Genomic DNA, 16457 nt, shown 5'->3' with positions numbered 1-16457 from the left:
TATTCCTTATTTGTCATAGCCCTACAGCGGCACCGAAGGATGGCGGCATCTTGACACGCCAATTCCACTACATTTATGCCGGCCGGGCCGTGGGTCCATCTCCTTTGTTGGCCTGCTATTCAGCCGCGAACCAGCTCCAGCTTTGGCAAGTTTGTTTTCGTAATTGCCTCCTCCCATGCTCCGCCTCACCACCGACACCTCCATTCCGTTTACCCGTCGGGACGTGGCGTGGCTGGGCCTGTTCTACCTGCTGGCGGCTTTGCTGGACCGCACCACGGTGTGGCTGCTGTGGGGCGGGTGGCAATCGACGCAGCCGCCCTACTGGAACCCCGCCGAATTGATGGCCAGCTCCGGCATCGACTTTCTGCTCCGGTTTCTGTGCGCGCTCCTGCTCACGTACGTGGTGTGCGCCCGGCTGCACGCCCTTGGCGTGGGCTGGCAGGTGGCGGCGTATGTGGTGTTGGGGGTGGCTTACGTGGTGGTTTGCGGGCGGTTGGGCGCGCAGCTCAAGGCGCGGCTGGGGTGGATGGAGCTGTTTGGCGGCAAGCTGGGGGTGTACGCCTACTACGTCTCGGCGCTCTTCTATGGCGTGCAGCTGGGTCTGATTCTGCTGCTCGTGCACGTGCGCAAGTACAAGCAGGCGCTCCGCGAACAAGCCGAACTGCGCGACGCCCTCACGCGCAGCCAGCTGGCGGCGCTGAAAGCGCAACTCAACCCGCACTTCATCCACAACACCTTCAACAGCATCAACGCGGCCATTGAGCCGGCCAACGAGCGAGCCCGGGAGCTGATTATCGACTTATCGGACCTGTTTCGCTACCAGAACGCCGTGGCTCAGCAGGAGCTGGTGAGTGTGGCGGAGGAAATCAGCTTCCTGACTAAGTACCTGGGGCTGGTGCAGCGCCGGTTTCAGGACCGCCTTTGCGTGTCGTTTGCCGTGGACGAGGCCGCGCTGACGCATCAGATGCCGCCCATGCTGCTGCAGCCGCTGGTGGAAAACGCCGTGCAGCACGGCGTGACGCCCCACGTGGGCGCCTGCGCCATTCACGTGGCGGTGCAGCTGGTGGCGGGCCGGCTGCTGTTCACCGTTGCCGACACGGGCGTGGGGTTGCCGGCGCAGGGGCTCCGGCCGGGCGTGGGCTTGCGCAACACCCAGCTGCGGCTGGAAAAGCTCTGCCACGCCACGCTGCATCTCGCCCCCAACGAGCCCCGCGGCGTGCGGGCCCACTTCAGCCTGTGAGCCGATGAAACGGGTGCTGCTAGTGGACGATGAGCCGGACGCCCGGCAGCTGCTGCGCCAGTACGTGGGCCAGGAGCCCGGCTACGAGCTGGTGGGCGAAGCCGGCGACGGCCCTGGGGCCGTGCAAGCCATTCACGCCCTGCGGCCGGACCTGGTGTTTCTGGACATTCAGCTGCCGGGCTGTTCGGGTTTTGAGGTGCTGGCCCGGCTGGAGCAGCTGCCGCAGGTGGTGTTCTCGACGGCCTACGACGCGCACGCCATCGAGGCCTTTGCGTTTCACGCCCTGGATTATTTGCTCAAGCCCTACGGCCGCGCCCGGTTCCAGCAGGCCCTGGCCCGCGTGGCCCACGACGATGCCCGCGTGGAGGCGCTGGCCCAGCGCCTGCTGCAGGCTGGGGCCCCCTACGCCCCGCGCGTGATTCTGCACAAGGGCACCCGGCGCGTGGTGGTGGACGCGCACGCCATCCGCTACGTGGAAGCCTACGGGGATTATTGCAAAGTGTACCTGCAAGCCGAGCAGCTGCTGTCCCTGAGCGGCATTTCGGAATTGGCCCAGAAGCTCGACCCCGCCCTGTTTTGCCGGGTACACCGCTCGTACCTGGTCAATCTGACCCATGCTCGGGAGCTGGTGCGGGTCGGCCGCCGCGGCTACGTGGTGCTCGACAACCGGGCCCAGGTAAAGGTGAGTGACTCGTACCAGGGCCAGCTGCAGCGGCTGCTGTTATAGCGCGCCCGCAAGCTGCTCAGGCAAGCGTTGGGCACGCCCGCCTAACGGTTTCGTCGGCGCCTGGGCGGCTTCGTCGGATTTCCGTTGGCTTGCTTGCCCGGATGGCCGACTATTGGGGCGTCACTTGCTTCGCCTCCCATGAAAAACCTGCCCTACCTGCGCCTGCTCGGCGCGGCCCTGCTGTGCGGCGCGCACCCGGCCACCGCCCAGCTGCGGCCGCCGCCCCGCCTCTACGTGCCCGGCCGGGACTCGCTACGCACGTTTACGGGTATTGAGCAAACAACTTACCCCGATGGAAAGCTCCGGGTCTGGAAAGAGCTGGTGGACGGGCAGGCTTCCGGCACGTGGCTGGAATGGTACCCCAACGGCACGCTTCGCTACCGGGCCGCGTGGCTGCGGGGCAAGGGGCACGGGACGTGGGAATATTTCTACCCGACGGGGGTGCGCCGGTCGGCCGAAGTGTACGAGCAGGACCTGCTGGTGGGCCTGGCCTACCAGTACCACCCGAACGGGCAGGTGGCCACGGAAAGCCCCAACCTGCGCGGGCAGCGGCACGGCTACGTCCGCACCTTTGCCCCGGACGGGACGCCGCTGGCTTCCCTCCTTTATCAGGATGACAAGCGGGTGCTAAATGTGCCGGTGCTGTTCGAGCCCGGGCGCATTGCCACCGCCGCGCACCAGGAATGGGACATCACCTTCGAGCCGGACGGCAACACGCTCTACTTCACGCGGCGGCTGGCGGGCACCAGCGCCCAGCGCATCTACCGGGCGGTGCGCACGCCCACTGGCTGGAGCGAGCCCCGGCCGGCGGCTTTTTCCACCGGTCCCGACGAGGGGGCCTTCATTACGCCGGACGGCCAGCGGTTCTACTTTGCCTCGCTGCGCCCGCTGCCGGGCCAGGCCAAGCGCCCCGGCTCGACCGACATGAACCTGTGGGTGATGGACAAAACGGCGGGCGGCTGGGGCGCACCGCGGCCCGTGCCCGGCCCCGTCAACCAGGTTCAGCGGCCCGGCGACAGCTGGCCGAAGCACTACGAAGCGGGCCCGGTCACCGACGCCGCTGGCGACCTCTACTACTGGTCGGGCAGCCGCACGGGCACCGATGCCAACCTGTACCTGGCCCCGCGGCAACCGGATGGGCGTTTTGGCCCGCCCCAGGAGCTGCCCGCGCCGCCCAACCACCGGGGCACCGACAGCAGCCCCTGCGTATCGCCGGATGGCAACCTGCTGTTTTTTGCCTCCTACGACCGGGACGACGGCCTGGGCCGGGAGGACCTTTACTACTGCCGCAAAGTGAACGGGCAGTGGGGCAGCGCCCGCAACCTGGGGCCGGTCATTAACTCCGGGCACAACGACATCTGCCCGCGCTTTTCACCCGACGGCAAGCACTTCTTCTTCAGCAGCGACCGGGCATCCGAGCTGGACCCGGCGGGGGAACGGGTGTACAGCATTTACTATATGGAAACCGCCTACTTACTCCTGCAACCATGAAACTCTTTCTCCTGCTGCTGAGCGGGCTGGCCACGCTGCCCGGCTCCACCACCCGGCAAACGCCCGCCGACACCACCCGGCAGAAGCGGGTGGCGATGAGCGACACCTACCAACGCCCATCGCCCGAAGGCAGCCGGTACTACGAGCGGGGCAGCACCCGTCCCTACACCGGGCTGTTATATGGCCGCTACGCCAATGGCCAGTACCAGACCATTCAGCAGTTTCAGGATGGCCTGGGCAACGGGTACTGGATAGACTTCGACCCGGAAGGCCGCAAGGAACGCCAGGGCACCTACCGGGCGAATCGGATAGAAGGCCCGGTTACCTGTTTTTATGAAAATGGTCGGGTGAAGTCCAAAGGGCAATACCGGCACTGGAAACGGCCCATTGGCGAGTGGGTGTACTACGACCAGCAGGGCCGCGTGGCGCACCGCATGACCTATACCCCGTAAGATGTTACCGGCCAAGCGCTTGATGACGAGCATTCAACAGATAAAAAGAAAGCAACCGGTCGGCGCTAAGGGTGCGCCTCAGTGCGCGGCCCCGGCCACGATGGCCTCGCCCTTGCGGATGCGGGCGAAGAACACGAGCGGCAGGGCCACGGCGCAAATCAGGCCGATGAGCATGAATCCCTCGGCGTAGCTGATGATGGCCGCCTGGGTCGAGACCGTTCCTTCCAGCACGCCGTAGGCCATGCGCTGGGCCTCGTCGAGGGAGTTGCCCGCGCCCTGAAAAAAGCGGGTCAGGTTGTCGAGGCGCTCCACGGCCGCCGGGTGGCCGGTCGAGAGGTTGGGCAGCAGGTCCATCCGGTTCGTGCTGATGCGGCGCACCACGTAGGTATTTACGGCCGCGATGCCCACGGCCCCGCCCAGCAGCTGGAGCATGTTGGTCAGGCCCGCGGCTTGGGCAATGTCCTTGCCTTTGAGCCCGGCCAGAATCAGCCCCGACACGGGCACGAAGATGAAGCCGAACCCGACGCCGCGGATGAGCTGGGGCCAGAAAAAGTCCCACTCGCCGGCCTGGGGCGTGGCCAGGAAGTAGGTGGCCACCTCGTAGCCAATCACGCTGGTAAAGCCAATGGTGATGAGCAGCTTGGGACTGACGCCCCGGTTGAGGAGCGCGCCCATCGCGCCCATCAGCACGCCCGTGATGAGCGAGCTGGGCAGCATGAGCAGGCCCGTGCGGGTGGCGTTCCAGCCCAGAAAGCCCTGCACGAACACCGGATACAGAAACACCGACGCGTAGATGGACACCCCGAACGCGAAGCGCAGCACCGAGCCAATGGCCACGTTGCGGTTGGCCAGCACCCGCAGGTCCACAACCGGGTTTTTAATGCGCAGCTCGCGGATGACGAACAGCACCAGGCTAACGGCGGAAACAATGGTGGCCGTAACGACGAAGTTGCTGGAAAACCAGTCTTTGCGCTCCCCTTCTTCGAGCACGATTTGCAGCCCGCCGATGCCCAGGGCCATGAACAGAATGCCCAGGTAGTCGATTTTGCCTTCGAGCGGGCTTTTGGTGCCTTTGATATATTTCCAGCTTAGGAATGTGGCCAGGATGCCGATGGGCACGTTGATGAAAAAAATCCAGCCCCAGTGGTAGTTGTCGGTGAGGTAGCCGCCGAGCACCGGCCCCAGCGTCGGCCCCATCACGATGCCGGCCCCGAAAATGCCGTTGGCCGTGTCCAACTCCTCGGGCGGGAAGGTTTCGACGAGCACCGTTTGGGCGGTGGCCAGCAGGGCCCCGCCGCCCAGGCCCTGCACGATGCGCCAGAAAATAAGCGTTTCGATGGAGTGCGAAAAGCCGCACAGCAGGGAGGCCGCCGTGAACACGGCCACCGAAATCGTGAAATACACCTTGCGCCCGATGAAGTCGGACAGGAAGCCCGTGAGCGGAATGATGATAATGTTGGCCACGGCGTAGGCCGTGATAACCCAGGCCGTTTCCTCAATGGTGGCCCCCAGGTTGCCGGCAATCTGGCGGGTGGCCACGTTGATGATGGACGTGTCAATCAGCTCCATGATGGCGCAGGTAATCACCGTGATGGTGATGAGCCACTTGCGGAAGCCGACTTCGTAGGTGGGAGCCTCAGCCAGGGCGGCACCAGCGGCGGGCTGCTCGGGCGATTGAGCAGAAAGGGCTAGGTCAGACATGAGCCGAATATCAAAAGGGATTGGGAGCGGAACCCGTTATTTCGTTGCCATTTTCACCGTCACGCTCATGCCCGCCCGCAGCGGGTTTTGGCGTCGGGGGCTTCGGTGAAGGCAATTTTCACGGGCACGCGCTGGGTTACTTTCACGAAGTTGCCGGTGGCGTTGTCGGGGGGCAGCAGCGAGAACCGCGCCCCGGTGGCCGGCGCGAACGACTGGATTTTGCCCGCGAATTCGCGGTCGTAGGCGTCGGCCTTGATTTCGACCGGCTGGCCCACTTTCATGCCTTCGAGCTGGGTTTCCTTGAAGTTGGCCACCACCCACAGCTGGGCGTCGTTGGCCACTTTGAGCAGCGTCTGGCCGGGGTTCACCACCTGCCCAAGCTGCACGCTCTTATCGGACACCACGCCGGCGGCCGGGGCCAGCAGGGCGGTGTAGCTGGCTTGCAGGCGGGCCGTGGCCAGGGCGGCGCGGGCCTGCTCCACGGCCAGCTCGGCCAGCGCAATGCCCGTGCCCGCCGTGGCGGCTTCGGTGCGGGTACTGCCCACTTGCTGGCGGGCGGCGGCGGCCTGGCGGCTGAGCACCTGCACCTGGGCGCGGGCGGCGGCCAGCCCGGCCTGGGTGGCATCGTAGTCGGCCTTCACGTTGTCGTAGGCTTGCTGGGTGGTACTTTGCTGGGCCAGCAGGGCGCTTTGGCGGTCGAGGTTCTGGCGGGCCTGCAGGGTGCGTACCCGCGCCGTTTCCACGCCCGCCTGGGCCGCGGCGATGCCGGCCTGGGCGGCGGCCGAATTGCTGGCCACCGCGCCCACGCCCTGGTCGGCGGCCTGCCGGTTCTGGCGGGCCATCGTGACGTTGGCCTCGGCCTGGGCCAGCGCGATGGTGGCCTGCTGCACCCGCAGCGCAAAGTCGCGGTCGTCGAGCAGCACCAGCGTGTCGCCGCGCTGCACGCGCTGGTTGTCGGCCACGCGCACCTCGCGCACCGTGCCGGGCACCTTCGGGATAACCGGGCTGATGTCGGCCTGCACCTGGGCATTGTCGGTTTCCTCGCCGCCGCAGCCCGTGAGCAAGGCAGCGAGCGACAGGGCGGCGAGGGGGAGCAAACGGGTTGAATAAAAAGTCAAAAGCATCGGAGTCGGGAAGTTAAAATGAGGGGGCTTTGGATTAGTTGGCCGTCAGACGGCCGGTGCTTTTGAGCAGCTTCCAGCGGGCCAGCTCGGCGTTGGCCTGGGCGGTGGTCAGGTCGAGGCGGGCCTGAACGAGCTGGGTGTTGGCGTCGAGAAAATCGGCGGGCGTGATGGTGCTGGCCTTGAACCGGTTTTGCTCGACGCGGAAGTTCTCCTCGGCCAGCGTAATGGCGTTTTCGGCCACCCGAATTTTCTCCAGGGCCTGCTCGTAGGCCCGGTAGCTGGCATTGACTTCGATTTGGATACCCTCGCTCAGCTGCTCCAGGCCGATGCCAAGCTGCTCCAGGCCGAAGCGGGTTTCGGCCACTCTGGCGCGGTTGGCGTAGAGGCTGCCCACGTCCCAGGTCAGGTTGGCAAACACACTGGACGTGGCCTTGAACTGGGCTTCGGCCGGAAAAACGCGCAGGTTGGGGCGGTTGTAGTCCACGGTGCCACCGAAGCTGAGCACGGGCAGCGTGTTGCCGCGCACGATGCGCTGCCCGACGAGGGCCGCCTCGCGGCGCAGGGTCATGGCCTTGAGCTCGGCGCGGCTGGCCAGGGCTTGCTGCTGGTAGTCGGCCAGCGGCGGCAGGGGCTGGGCGGCGGGCAGTGCGGTTTCGGTCGGGGCGAAGGTGGTGCTGGTGGGCAGGCCGGTGGCCAGGGCCAGGTTGAAGCTGTTGATGGCCTGCCCGCTGCGGATGTCGGCCAGGGCGCTTTCGAGGCGCGCGATGGCCAGCTCAATTTTCAGCCCGTCGATTTTGAGCACCACGCCCTGGCGCTCCAGGTTGGTCAGCTCGCGGCGGCGGTCCTGGAGCAGCGCACTATTCTCGCGGATTATCTTCTCCGAGGCGTTGAGCGTGTACAGGTCGTACCAGATGGTGGTGACGTTGTCGGCGGCCAGCAGGCGGTACTGGTCGGCCTCGGCCTGGGTGGCTTCCTGCTCGCGGCGGGCCGCCTCGATGCCTAGCCGCACTTTGCCGCCGGCCCACAGCAGCTGCCGTACCTGCAGGCTGTTGTACGACTGGTTCAGAATCTGAGGGTTGAGCACTACGTCGCCCCGGCCCGGCAGCCCCACGCTGAACGGCGTGACGTTATCGGAAAGCCGCAAAAAGGTGGACGAGAGCTGCACGCCCGGCACCACGCCGTCGCGGGCTTGCTGCACGCGGGCGGCGGCCTGGCGCTGGGCCGCCTCGTTGCGCTTGAGGTCCTTGCTGGCGGCCAGGGCCAGCTGCACGGCCTCGGCCAGGCCTATGCTACGGCTATTTGCGGCGGTTGCGGCAGGAGCCGGGTTCTGGGCCTGGGCGGCGGGCGGCTGAGCCAGCCAGCTGCTACAGGCCAACACAAAAAGGTAAAAACGCTGCATGAGAGGTTGAAGGGTTAGCGAATGCGACAAAGGTACTGGTATTGTGCATTTATGAACTAAACAGGTGTATTATTGTTCGGTAATGGACTATAATATTTTCCATAAATGGTTTAAAACCCTTGTGATAAGCTGTTTCTCGACTGAAATTTGTCCATTGCTGCACAACTCCCGTACTTGTGCCGGCCCTTTGCCAGCCCTTTGCCACCCCCTGCTGCCTTATGAATTCCGCTTTGATGAAAGACCTGCTCGACCTGGGCGACGCCTTCGAGGAGGCCTACCCGGACCGGGCCACGCAAACGCTGCCCGGTTTTCTGGCCTGGGCCGCGCAGCAGCAGGCCGCGGCTGCCGCGCCGCCCGTGCCCGCGCCGCCGGAGCCGCCCTACACCTATTATCACCCCGATGTGCCGGTGCTGCAGACCTACGTGTCGCACGTCGTGACCAAGGCCTACCGGTATTTTCGGGGCTACGTGAAGAAGGCTTTTGAATCGGTGCCGCTGCTCAACTTCGACGACTTCATTGCCCTCGCCACCCTGGCCGAACGCGGCAGCCTGACGAAAACCCACCTGGTGGAGATGACGGTGAACGAGAAAACATCGGGCATGCTGGTCATCAAACGCCTCATTGACAACGGGTTCGTGACGCAGACCGACGACGAGCAGGACAAGCGCACCCGGCGCATCACCGTCACGCCCCAGGGCCTGGCCACGCTCCGGGCCGCCCAGCCGGCCATGAACCAGGCCACCCGCCTCTTCACCGGCGACCTCACCGAGGACGAGCAGCGGCAGCTCAGCGCCCTTCTCCTGCGGCTCGATAAGTTTCACGAACCCATCTACCTGGCCCTGCTGGCCAACCGCGACCTGCCGCTGGATACGCTGATAGACACGGGCCTAAAGCCAGCCCCGGCCCCGGCCCGGTAACCCGACCTTGCCGCAACTGGCCCCATTACCCGGCATCCACCGCTTTCCTTCCTGCCATGCACAAATCAGGCACCGCCGATTTGCCGCTCTACAGCGGCCCTATCCCGAGCTGGCTCTTTGAGCGGATGACGACCCTGAGCGGGGCCATTGTGGAAGCCATCGTGCTCGAACACGGCCACGACGGCTTCCTGCAGCGGCTGGCCGACCCGTTCTGGTTCCAGAGCTTCGGGGCCGTGCTGGGCATGGATTGGAACTCGTCGGGGGTGGCCACGGCCGTGATGGGCGCCCTCAAGCGCAGCCTCAACCCGCGCGCCCACGAGCTGGGCCTGTACGTGTGCGGCGGCAAGGGCAAGCAGAGCCTGCAAACGCCCGCCGAGCTGCTGGCCGTGGGCGAGCGAACCGGCCTCGACGGTACGCACCTGGCCTATTGCAGCCGCCTGAGCGCCAAAGTGGACAATACGGCCGTGCAGGATGGCTACCAGCTCTACCTGCACAGCTTCGTGGTGAGCCGGGCCGGGCAGTGGGCCGTGGTGCAGCAGGGCATGAACACGGCCGCTGAAACAGCCTCAGCCCGGCGCTACCACTGGCACTCCGAAGCGCTGACCTCGTTCGTGGACGAACCCCACGCGGCCATATGCGGCACGTCGCAGGGCGAGATTCTGAACCTGGTGGCGCACCAGGCCCGGCCCGCCCAGGCGGCCATGCTGCAAGTGGTGGGCGAAGAACCCGAGCGGATGCTACGCGAAATTCGGCAGCTGGTGATGCCCACCCGCAAGGACGTGAAGGCCAAAGACGTGGACCTGAAGCGGCTGGGGGCCATTCTGTGGCTGGCCCAGGAAAAGCAGCCCCAGGATTTCGAGAACCTGCTGCTGCTGCCCGGCCTGGGGCCGCGCACGGTGCAGTCGCTGGCGCTGGTGAGCGAGGTCATTCACGGCACCCCGGCCCGGTTCAGCGACCCGGCGCGGTTTTCGTTCGCGCACGGCGGCAAAGGTGCGCGCCCGTTCGCGGTGCCCACGCGGGTGTACGACGAAACCATTCGCACCCTGCAAACGGCCGTGGAGCGGGCTAAGCTGGGCGAGCCCGACCGGCAGCAAGCCCTGAAAAAGCTGACGATGATGGCCCAGGCGGCGGAGCAGAACTTCACCCCGCACGAAGAGGAGGACGACGCGTTGGAGGCCGTGCGGCGCCACGAGCGGCAAAACGCGCTGCTCTACGGGGCCCGCAGCATTCACGGCACCGGGCTGGCGGCGGCCAGCAAGCAGGTGCCCCGCCCGGAAAACCCAGCGGAACAACATCCATCAGCCAGCAACTAGCAACCGAAAAAATGACCATCCCTCGCTGCACCTGGTTCGAGCAAACCAAACAGCTCCGCGACTTCCACGACCAGGAATGGGGCGACCCAATTGACGACGCCGACGTGCTGTTTGAATATGTGGTGCTCTACACGTTTCAGGTGGGCATCGGCCTGCGCATCGTGCTGCCCAAGCGCGAAACCATGCGCGAGCTGCTCGCCGGCTTCGACCCGGCCCGACTGGCGCGGTTCACACCTTATCAGGTGGACGAGCTGCTGGACGACCCGCGCATCATCCGCAACCGCCGCAAGCTGGAAGCCGTGGTGCAAAACGCCCGCGCCTGGCTGCAGCTGCTGGCTGCCGAAGGCGGTGGAGCCGGGTTACTGCGGTTTTTCTACGGCTTCGTGGGGGGGCAGTCGTTGGATAACCAACGGCTTGATACGGAGGCCCCGCCCCTGCACACACCCGCCGCCGAGGCCTTGAGCAAGGAGCTGAAACGGCGCGGCTTCGCGCTGCTGGGGCCGGCCACCTGCTACGGGCTGATGCAGGCAGCGGGGCTGGTGAACGACCACGCGGTGGAGTGCCCCCGGCACGGGGCGTGCGCACAATGAATCCGACCAGAAGGCTTTTAAAACAACCTCACCGGATGAAGCCGCCATTTTAAGCCCCTGTTGCTCTTTTTTCTTCATTAGATGAAAGAGCAACAGGGGCTTTAGAGATGTGAATAGGACTTACGCACTCAGTTGCTGGCGCGCGTCTCCGACGCGTTGCCCACTGGTTTCGCGTCTCTGACGCGCGCGGCCAACGAGACCAGACGGTGCGAAAGGCGGCGTTTGGAAACGCCAAGCCAGCAAGCCACGCGTCAGAGACGCGCGCCAGCAACTGAGTGCGTAAGTCCTGGTGAAGTCACTTCGCGAATTTCAACAGTGCAAGTTCTGCGAGTTTAGGAAATGATTAATCAAGGTCCTCTACGCGGGCCGGCGGCGGCTCGCCCTACACGCCCCTGAACCTGGCGGCCGGTGGCCAGCTGCCTGGCCACCGGCCGCGGCATGTTCGACTTCAGCCAACTCAATACCCAGCGCCTGGGCACGTTCCAGCAATTCGGCTTCCGCCTCGACAAGCGCGTGAACTGGCGGTGCTTCACGCTCGACCTGTTTTTTGACGTGCAGAACGCCTTTGTGCTGAGCAACCCGGCCATCCCCAGCTACGCCTTCCAGCGCCTGCCTGACAACTCGGACTTTGCCACCACCGACGGGCAGCCAATTCGGCTGGACAGCTCAAACGGCATCCCGCTGCTGCTCACCAACAACGACCCCATCACGACGCCCACGCGCGGCTTCATCCTGGAGTTATGAGCGGCAAAAGGCCCCAGCTATCCCTTGGGGCACCCGCCCTTACACTGTTGGGGCCACCGTGCTGGCTAGGTCGATTTTCTCACCGGACAAGAGGCAAATCAGCATCCCTGTAAGACAGGTAACCGCTTGACCCCGATGGGACCAAAAACCATTACGGACGCCTCCGTTGGACGCGTAAGCAGGTCTTACACGACGTCCATTCGTCAAATGCGACTTTTGGACCGAACTTTTAACCAAGGCCACCTTTGGGTAAATCGTTATTCGCGTAACTAGCGCGTCCATCGACTGGTTGGCCGCAGTTGTGTTTCCGGTCAGCGCCACGGGTTGGTGTGGAGTCCGGCCCCCTTTCAGAAGTGCGCCCAACAGTCACGCCGCTGATAATCTCATCACGGGCCCTGTAAGTAAGATACCGCCACCTACCCCGCCGGCCGGGGCAACAGGTTGGCGGGCAGCAGCCCGAACTGCAAAAAATGGTGGCTGAAATGCTTGAAATGAAACACCCGCCACTGCCCAAAGTCCAGCATGCCGAACATGGGATGCACGGCCGTGGCGGCGGGCTGCCGGGCGTAGTGGTCGAAGAACTCATCTATGGTCAGGAGCAATTCGGTCGTGGCAGCCGTCAGCGAAGCGTGGCGCAACGGCCCCGGCGTAGCGGCCATGCGGGGGTTGCGCACACCGGGCGGAAACGGAGCGTTAGCCTGCAACCGGGCCTGCATCAGGTCGAGGGCCGGGCTGGCAGGGGGCGCGGGCAAGTTGTAGCGGCCCATCGAGAGGCGCATAGCCCCGGCCAGGTGCTCCACCATATGCGGCGGCGTCAGCTGGCCCCAGGCGGGCACCTGGGCAGAGGCGAGGCCGGCGAGCAGCGCGGGAATTTCGACTTGCAAAAAGTCGGTGATTTCGAGGGGTGAATAAGCAAAATCGAGCATGGCAGCGAACGGGTAAAAGCGGATTAAATCAGGCTACGGTCGCCAGCGCGGGCTCCGGTTCGGCGGGCTGCCGGATATCGGGCGGAAACAGCTTGTACAGCACCGGCGTGACGATGCGCGAGAGCAGCAGCGACGAGAGCAGCCCGCCGATGAGCACCCAAGCCAGCGGCGTGTAGAGCGGGGCCGGCTCCAGAATCAGCGGAATGAGCCCGCCGATGGCCGTGCAGGTAGTGAGCAGGATGGGGATGAAGCGGGTTTCGCCGGCTTCTTCGATGGCTTCCAGCAACGGCCGGCCCTGTTCTCGCAGTTGGTTGGTGTAATCGACGAGCAGAATGGAGTTCTTGATTTCGATGCCAATCAGGGCCACGAAACCGATGATGGCCGTGAACGAAAACGGGTAGCCGGCGAGGTGCAGCGCCAGCACCCCGCCCACCGCGCCCAGCGGCACCACCGACAGCACGATGAGCGTGCTTTTCAGGCTGCCGAATTCGAGCACCAGCACCAGCACGAAGGCGAAGGCCGACAGCAGAATGGTGGTGCCGAAGCCCTCCAGCGCGTCATCCTTGTTCTCCTGCTCGCCGGCCATGCGGAAGGAATAGCCGGGCGGAAACTTCACTTTTTCCAGTCGCTGCTGCGCGGCTTGTTGCAGCGTGGCGTAGAGGTAGCCGTCCTGGGCGAAGGCGTTGACGGTGGTGTAGCGGGCCTGGTCGAGGTGGCGGATGGCGGGGGCGGCGGTTTGCAGGCGCACGTCGGCCACCTCGCGCAGCGGCACCACGCTGCCGGTGGCGGTGGGCACATACAGGCGCTCCAGCACGTCGAGGCGCTGGAAGCCGCCGGGCCGGGCCAGCGTCACGTTCACGGGCAGCTTGTCCTGGCCGTCGCCGGGGGTTAGCTCGGCGGCCCGGATGCCGGCCACGGCCAGGCGCACGGTCCGGTCGATGTCGGCCGTGGTAATGCCGAGCTGGCCCGCTTTTTCCTTGTTGATGACGACCCGCAGGTCGGTGGAGCGGGTGGCGACGGGGTTGTAGATGTAGGTGGTGCCGGGGATGGCGCGCAGCTCCCGCTCCACCACCAGCGAAAGGCGGCGCAGCGTGTCGAGGTTGTCGCCGAAGAGGCGCACGGCCACGGGCGCTTCCAGCGGCGGGCCCTGCTCGAAGTCCTTGACTTCGACGCGGGCGGCGGGATAAACGGCCAGCTCACGGCGCAGGCGCTGCACCAGCTCGTTTTTCTCTTCCCAGGTTTCGCTGGTGCATTGCACGAAAATCTGGGCGAAATTGGGCTGCTCGTTGCGCTGGGGCACGTTGTAGTAGATGCTGGGTTGGCCCTTACCCACGTTGGTGGTGTAATGCACGATTTCCGGGTGGCGGGCCAGCACCCGTTCCACGTCGCGGGCCACGCGGTTGGTCGCGGGCAGGCCGGCGGTGTTCGGCATTTCGATATTCACCAAAAACTGGGGCTTTTCGGCCTTCGGAAACAGGCTGAACCCCATGCGCGGCACCGCGAAGCCCAGCCCCAGCGCCACCGCGCCGAAGGCCACGGCCAGCGCCAGCCGGGGCCGGCGCAGCGCCCCGTGCATGAGGCGGCCGTAGGTCAAATCCACGCCCCGGTGCAAGGCCCGCAGCAGAATATTCCCGTCGGGGTTGGTGGCAGGCCGCAGCAGCAGCCGGGCCAGAAACGGCACGATGGTGAGCGACACCAGCAGCGAAGCCGCCACCGCCGTTACCACCGCCGTAGGCAGCCCGCGAATGAACGCGCCCGGCCCGGCCGGCAGGCGCAGCAAGGGCACGAAGGCAATGATGAGCGTAACCGTAACCCCAATCACGGCCAGCCCCAGCTGCGCCGTGGACTCGATGACGGCGCGGGTGCGCTCCACGCCAGCCCGCAAAAACCGCTCAATGTTCTCGACCACTACAATGGCATCGTCCACCAGAATGCCCAGCGCCACAATCAGGCCCACGATGCTGAGCTGGTTGATGGTGAAGCCCAGCGCGTCGAGCAGAAACAGGCCCACGCTCAGTGAGAGCGGAATCGAAATCATCACCACCAGCGCCGCCAGCCCAGCGGCAGCAGCGTGAGGCTCACCAGCAAAATGGCCAGCCCAAAGTCCTTGCCCAGCCGGCCCAGCCGCGCCCCCACGCTGGCCGACTGGTCGAAGGACTTGACCAGCCGGATGTTCTGGGGCAGGGTTTTGACGAAGGCCGCCACCACCGGCTCGGCCTGGTCGCGGAGGCTGAAAATGTTCTGCCCCGGCTTCTGGGTAGCCGTCACGAGCACGCCCCGCACCCCGTCGAGGCGCGTAATGTGGCGGGCTTCTTCGTAGGCAAAGCGCACGTCGGCCACGTCGCGGAGCTGCACGATTTTGCCGCCCTGGGCATACACCACCGTGCTTTCAATTTCGGGCAGCGTCCGCAGGTCGCCGCTGGTTTTCAGGTTGAAGCGCCGGCTCCCGACCGCCACGCTGCCGCCGGGAATGTTGAGGTTTTCGCTCTGCAACGCGCCCAGGATGGCGGCGGCCGGAATGTTCTGGCGGGCCAGCTTTTCCAGGTTCAGGGCCACGCGTACCTCACGCTGGGGGTAGCCCCAGGTGTCCACCGTCTTGAAGCCCGGCACCCGCTGCTCCAGTTCGTCCTGCAGCTTTTCGGCCCAGAACTCCAGCTGCTCATACGAGGCGTTGGGCCCCAGCAGCGCGTACTGGTACACGTTCACGTCGGACGACTGAAACCGCTTGATTTCCAGGCTTTGCAAGCCGGCGGGCAGCTCGGCGCGGGCCGCATTCACCTCGCGCACCATCTCCTGGTACTTGTCGTCGGGCGTCACCGAAAAGTCGTACTCGACCTGAATGATGGCCAAGCCGTCGTCGGCCGTGGAGTTGATTTTTTTGACGTTATCCAGCTCGTTGAAGCGTTTTTCCAGGGGCTGCACCACCTGGTCTTCCACGTCGGCGGGCGAAGCGCCGGGGTACACGGCGACGACCGTAAACGTGGGAAAATCCACCTCCGGGTCTTCGCCCCGGGGCATGGTAAGCAACGATTGCAGCCCCGCCGCCAGCAGCGCCACAAACAGAATGGCGGTGAACGAGCGGTTGACGACGAAAAAAGTGATGAAGCGGCGCATGGCTTTGGGTGACTATTAAGAGCCTATCCGAAAAATAGGAGGGAGTGTCGCCAGACGGTGTTTGCGCAAGCCAGGTGGAGGAGGGCTTCGTAGTTGGCGACTTTCTTTTCCCAGCGGATGAGCAGGCGGCGGAAACGGTGGAACCAGGCGTGGGTGCGCTCGACGACCCAGCGACGGGCGCGGTAGCCGGGGGTGCGGCATTTGTCGGCTTCCTCTCCCCGGCTCAGGATGTGCACCCGGTAGCCCCACTGGGCCAGTAGGCGCCGAATGGCCTCGGCGTCGTAGCCCTTGTCGGCGCAGAAACCGGGGGCGAAATCGCCTTCGGCCGGTGGGGGCAGCACGGGCATCGAATCGAGTACGGCCTGTACTTGCGTCACTTCGTGGACGTTGGCTCCGGTCACGGCCACGCCGACGGGCAAGCCCTGAGCCTCGGTCAGCACGTGGCGTTTGACGCCGCCCTTGCCCCGGTCCGTCGGGTTGGGGCCGACGGCCTCGCCGCCAAGCGGGGCCTTGGTCTGGCAGGCATCCAGACACTGCCAGTCCCAATCCAGGCGGCCTTCGGCCTGTAACTGCACCAAGCCGCTGGTCCAAAGCCGCTTAAAAACGCCAGCCTGGGCCCACTGCTGGAACCGGTCATGGACCGTGGAGGTTGCCCCCAAGCACCGCGGCAAGGCCTTCCACTGCATCCCCGTAACCAAAATATAGTAGATGGCAAAAAA

14 protein-coding genes and 1 pseudogene are annotated in these 16457 nt (G+C 65.2%); 8 read left to right on the top strand and 7 right to left on the bottom strand.

The annotated features are described in order from the left end of the window. Nucleotides 1-175 precede the first annotated feature (175 nt). From GM79_RS22970 to GM79_RS10635, 4 genes are all read left to right on the top strand, one after another. Nucleotides 176-1240, top strand: coding sequence for a sensor histidine kinase (locus tag GM79_RS22970; RefSeq protein ID WP_051718759.1), 1065 nt, complete (start codon nucleotides 176-178; stop codon nucleotides 1238-1240). A gap of 4 nt (nucleotides 1241-1244) precedes the next feature. Next, entirely contained in the window at nucleotides 1245-1967 is a 723-nt protein-coding gene (locus tag GM79_RS10645) for a LytR/AlgR family response regulator transcription factor (protein ID WP_035563438.1), read from the top strand. Nucleotides 1968-2105: 138 nt separating this feature from the next. Beyond that, nucleotides 2106-3458 (top strand): PD40 domain-containing protein, encoded by a 1353-nt coding sequence (locus GM79_RS22965; protein ID WP_051718758.1) that lies wholly within the window; start codon nucleotides 2106-2108, stop codon nucleotides 3456-3458. After that, nucleotides 3455-3910, top strand: a complete 456-nt coding sequence (locus GM79_RS10635) for a toxin-antitoxin system YwqK family antitoxin (protein ID WP_035563436.1) — start codon at nucleotides 3455-3457, stop codon at nucleotides 3908-3910. The genes GM79_RS22965 and GM79_RS10635 overlap by 4 nt, the downstream gene beginning before the upstream one ends. A gap of 78 nt (nucleotides 3911-3988) precedes the next feature. On the opposite strand, the gene GM79_RS10630 is transcribed toward GM79_RS10635, so the two are convergent. The 3 genes from GM79_RS10630 to GM79_RS10620 all read right to left on the bottom strand — a co-directional run bounded on the left by GM79_RS10630 (nucleotide 3989) and on the right by GM79_RS10620 (nucleotide 8134). Next, nucleotides 3989-5611, bottom strand: a complete 1623-nt coding sequence (locus GM79_RS10630) for a DHA2 family efflux MFS transporter permease subunit (protein ID WP_081867681.1) — start codon at nucleotides 5609-5611, stop codon at nucleotides 3989-3991. 65 nt (nucleotides 5612-5676) lie between these two features. After that, a complete protein-coding gene (locus GM79_RS10625; RefSeq protein WP_161787159.1) occupies nucleotides 5677-6708 on the bottom strand; it encodes an HlyD family secretion protein in 1032 nt (343 codons plus the stop codon). Between the two features lie 61 nt (nucleotides 6709-6769). Next, nucleotides 6770-8134, bottom strand: coding sequence for a TolC family protein (locus tag GM79_RS10620; protein WP_035563433.1), 1365 nt, complete (start codon nucleotides 8132-8134; stop codon nucleotides 6770-6772). Nucleotides 8135-8352: 218 nt separating this feature from the next. On the opposite strand from GM79_RS10620, the gene GM79_RS22960 reads away from it, so the two are divergent. The 4 genes from GM79_RS22960 (at nucleotide 8353) to GM79_RS10600 (ending at nucleotide 11698) form a co-directional block, all read left to right on the top strand. Further along, nucleotides 8353-9051, top strand: coding sequence for a MarR family winged helix-turn-helix transcriptional regulator (locus tag GM79_RS22960; RefSeq protein WP_051718756.1), 699 nt, complete (start codon nucleotides 8353-8355; stop codon nucleotides 9049-9051). Between the two features lie 56 nt (nucleotides 9052-9107). Continuing rightward, nucleotides 9108-10364 (top strand): DUF763 domain-containing protein, encoded by a 1257-nt coding sequence (locus tag GM79_RS10610; protein ID WP_035563430.1) that lies wholly within the window; start codon nucleotides 9108-9110, stop codon nucleotides 10362-10364. An 11-nt stretch (nucleotides 10365-10375) separates the two neighbouring features. After that, on the top strand, nucleotides 10376-10954 hold the full coding sequence (locus GM79_RS10605; protein ID WP_051718755.1) for a DNA-3-methyladenine glycosylase I: 579 nt from the start codon (nucleotides 10376-10378) through the stop codon (nucleotides 10952-10954). 408 nt (nucleotides 10955-11362) lie between these two features. Further along, nucleotides 11363-11698 (top strand): hypothetical protein, encoded by a 336-nt coding sequence (locus GM79_RS10600; RefSeq protein WP_035563428.1) that lies wholly within the window; start codon nucleotides 11363-11365, stop codon nucleotides 11696-11698. Nucleotides 11699-12114: 416 nt separating this feature from the next. Here GM79_RS10600 and GM79_RS10595 read toward each other — a convergent pair whose 3' ends face one another. From GM79_RS10595 to GM79_RS10585, 4 genes and pseudogenes are all read right to left on the bottom strand, one after another. Continuing rightward, nucleotides 12115-12624, bottom strand: coding sequence for a DUF1569 domain-containing protein (locus GM79_RS10595; protein WP_035563425.1), 510 nt, complete (start codon nucleotides 12622-12624; stop codon nucleotides 12115-12117). Nucleotides 12625-12652: 28 nt separating this feature from the next. Beyond that, nucleotides 12653-14620, bottom strand: a pseudogene (locus tag GM79_RS10590) (efflux RND transporter permease subunit); the annotation flags it as partial. A gap of 41 nt (nucleotides 14621-14661) precedes the next feature. Next, nucleotides 14662-15738 carry an efflux RND transporter permease subunit gene (locus tag GM79_RS26330; protein WP_316930110.1) on the bottom strand — a complete coding sequence of 359 codons (1077 nt, stop codon included), beginning with the start codon at nucleotides 15736-15738 and terminating at the stop codon, nucleotides 14662-14664. 23 nt (nucleotides 15739-15761) lie between these two features. Then, nucleotides 15762-16457, bottom strand: a 696-nt coding sequence (locus tag GM79_RS10585) for an IS5 family transposase (protein WP_035561153.1), incomplete at its 5' end; no start/stop codon positions are given.

This window comes from Hymenobacter sp. IS2118 (genome assembly GCF_000715495.1).
GTDB lineage: Bacteria > Bacteroidota > Bacteroidia > Cytophagales > Hymenobacteraceae > Hymenobacter.
This window is presented reverse-complemented; position numbering and strand designations above follow the sequence as displayed.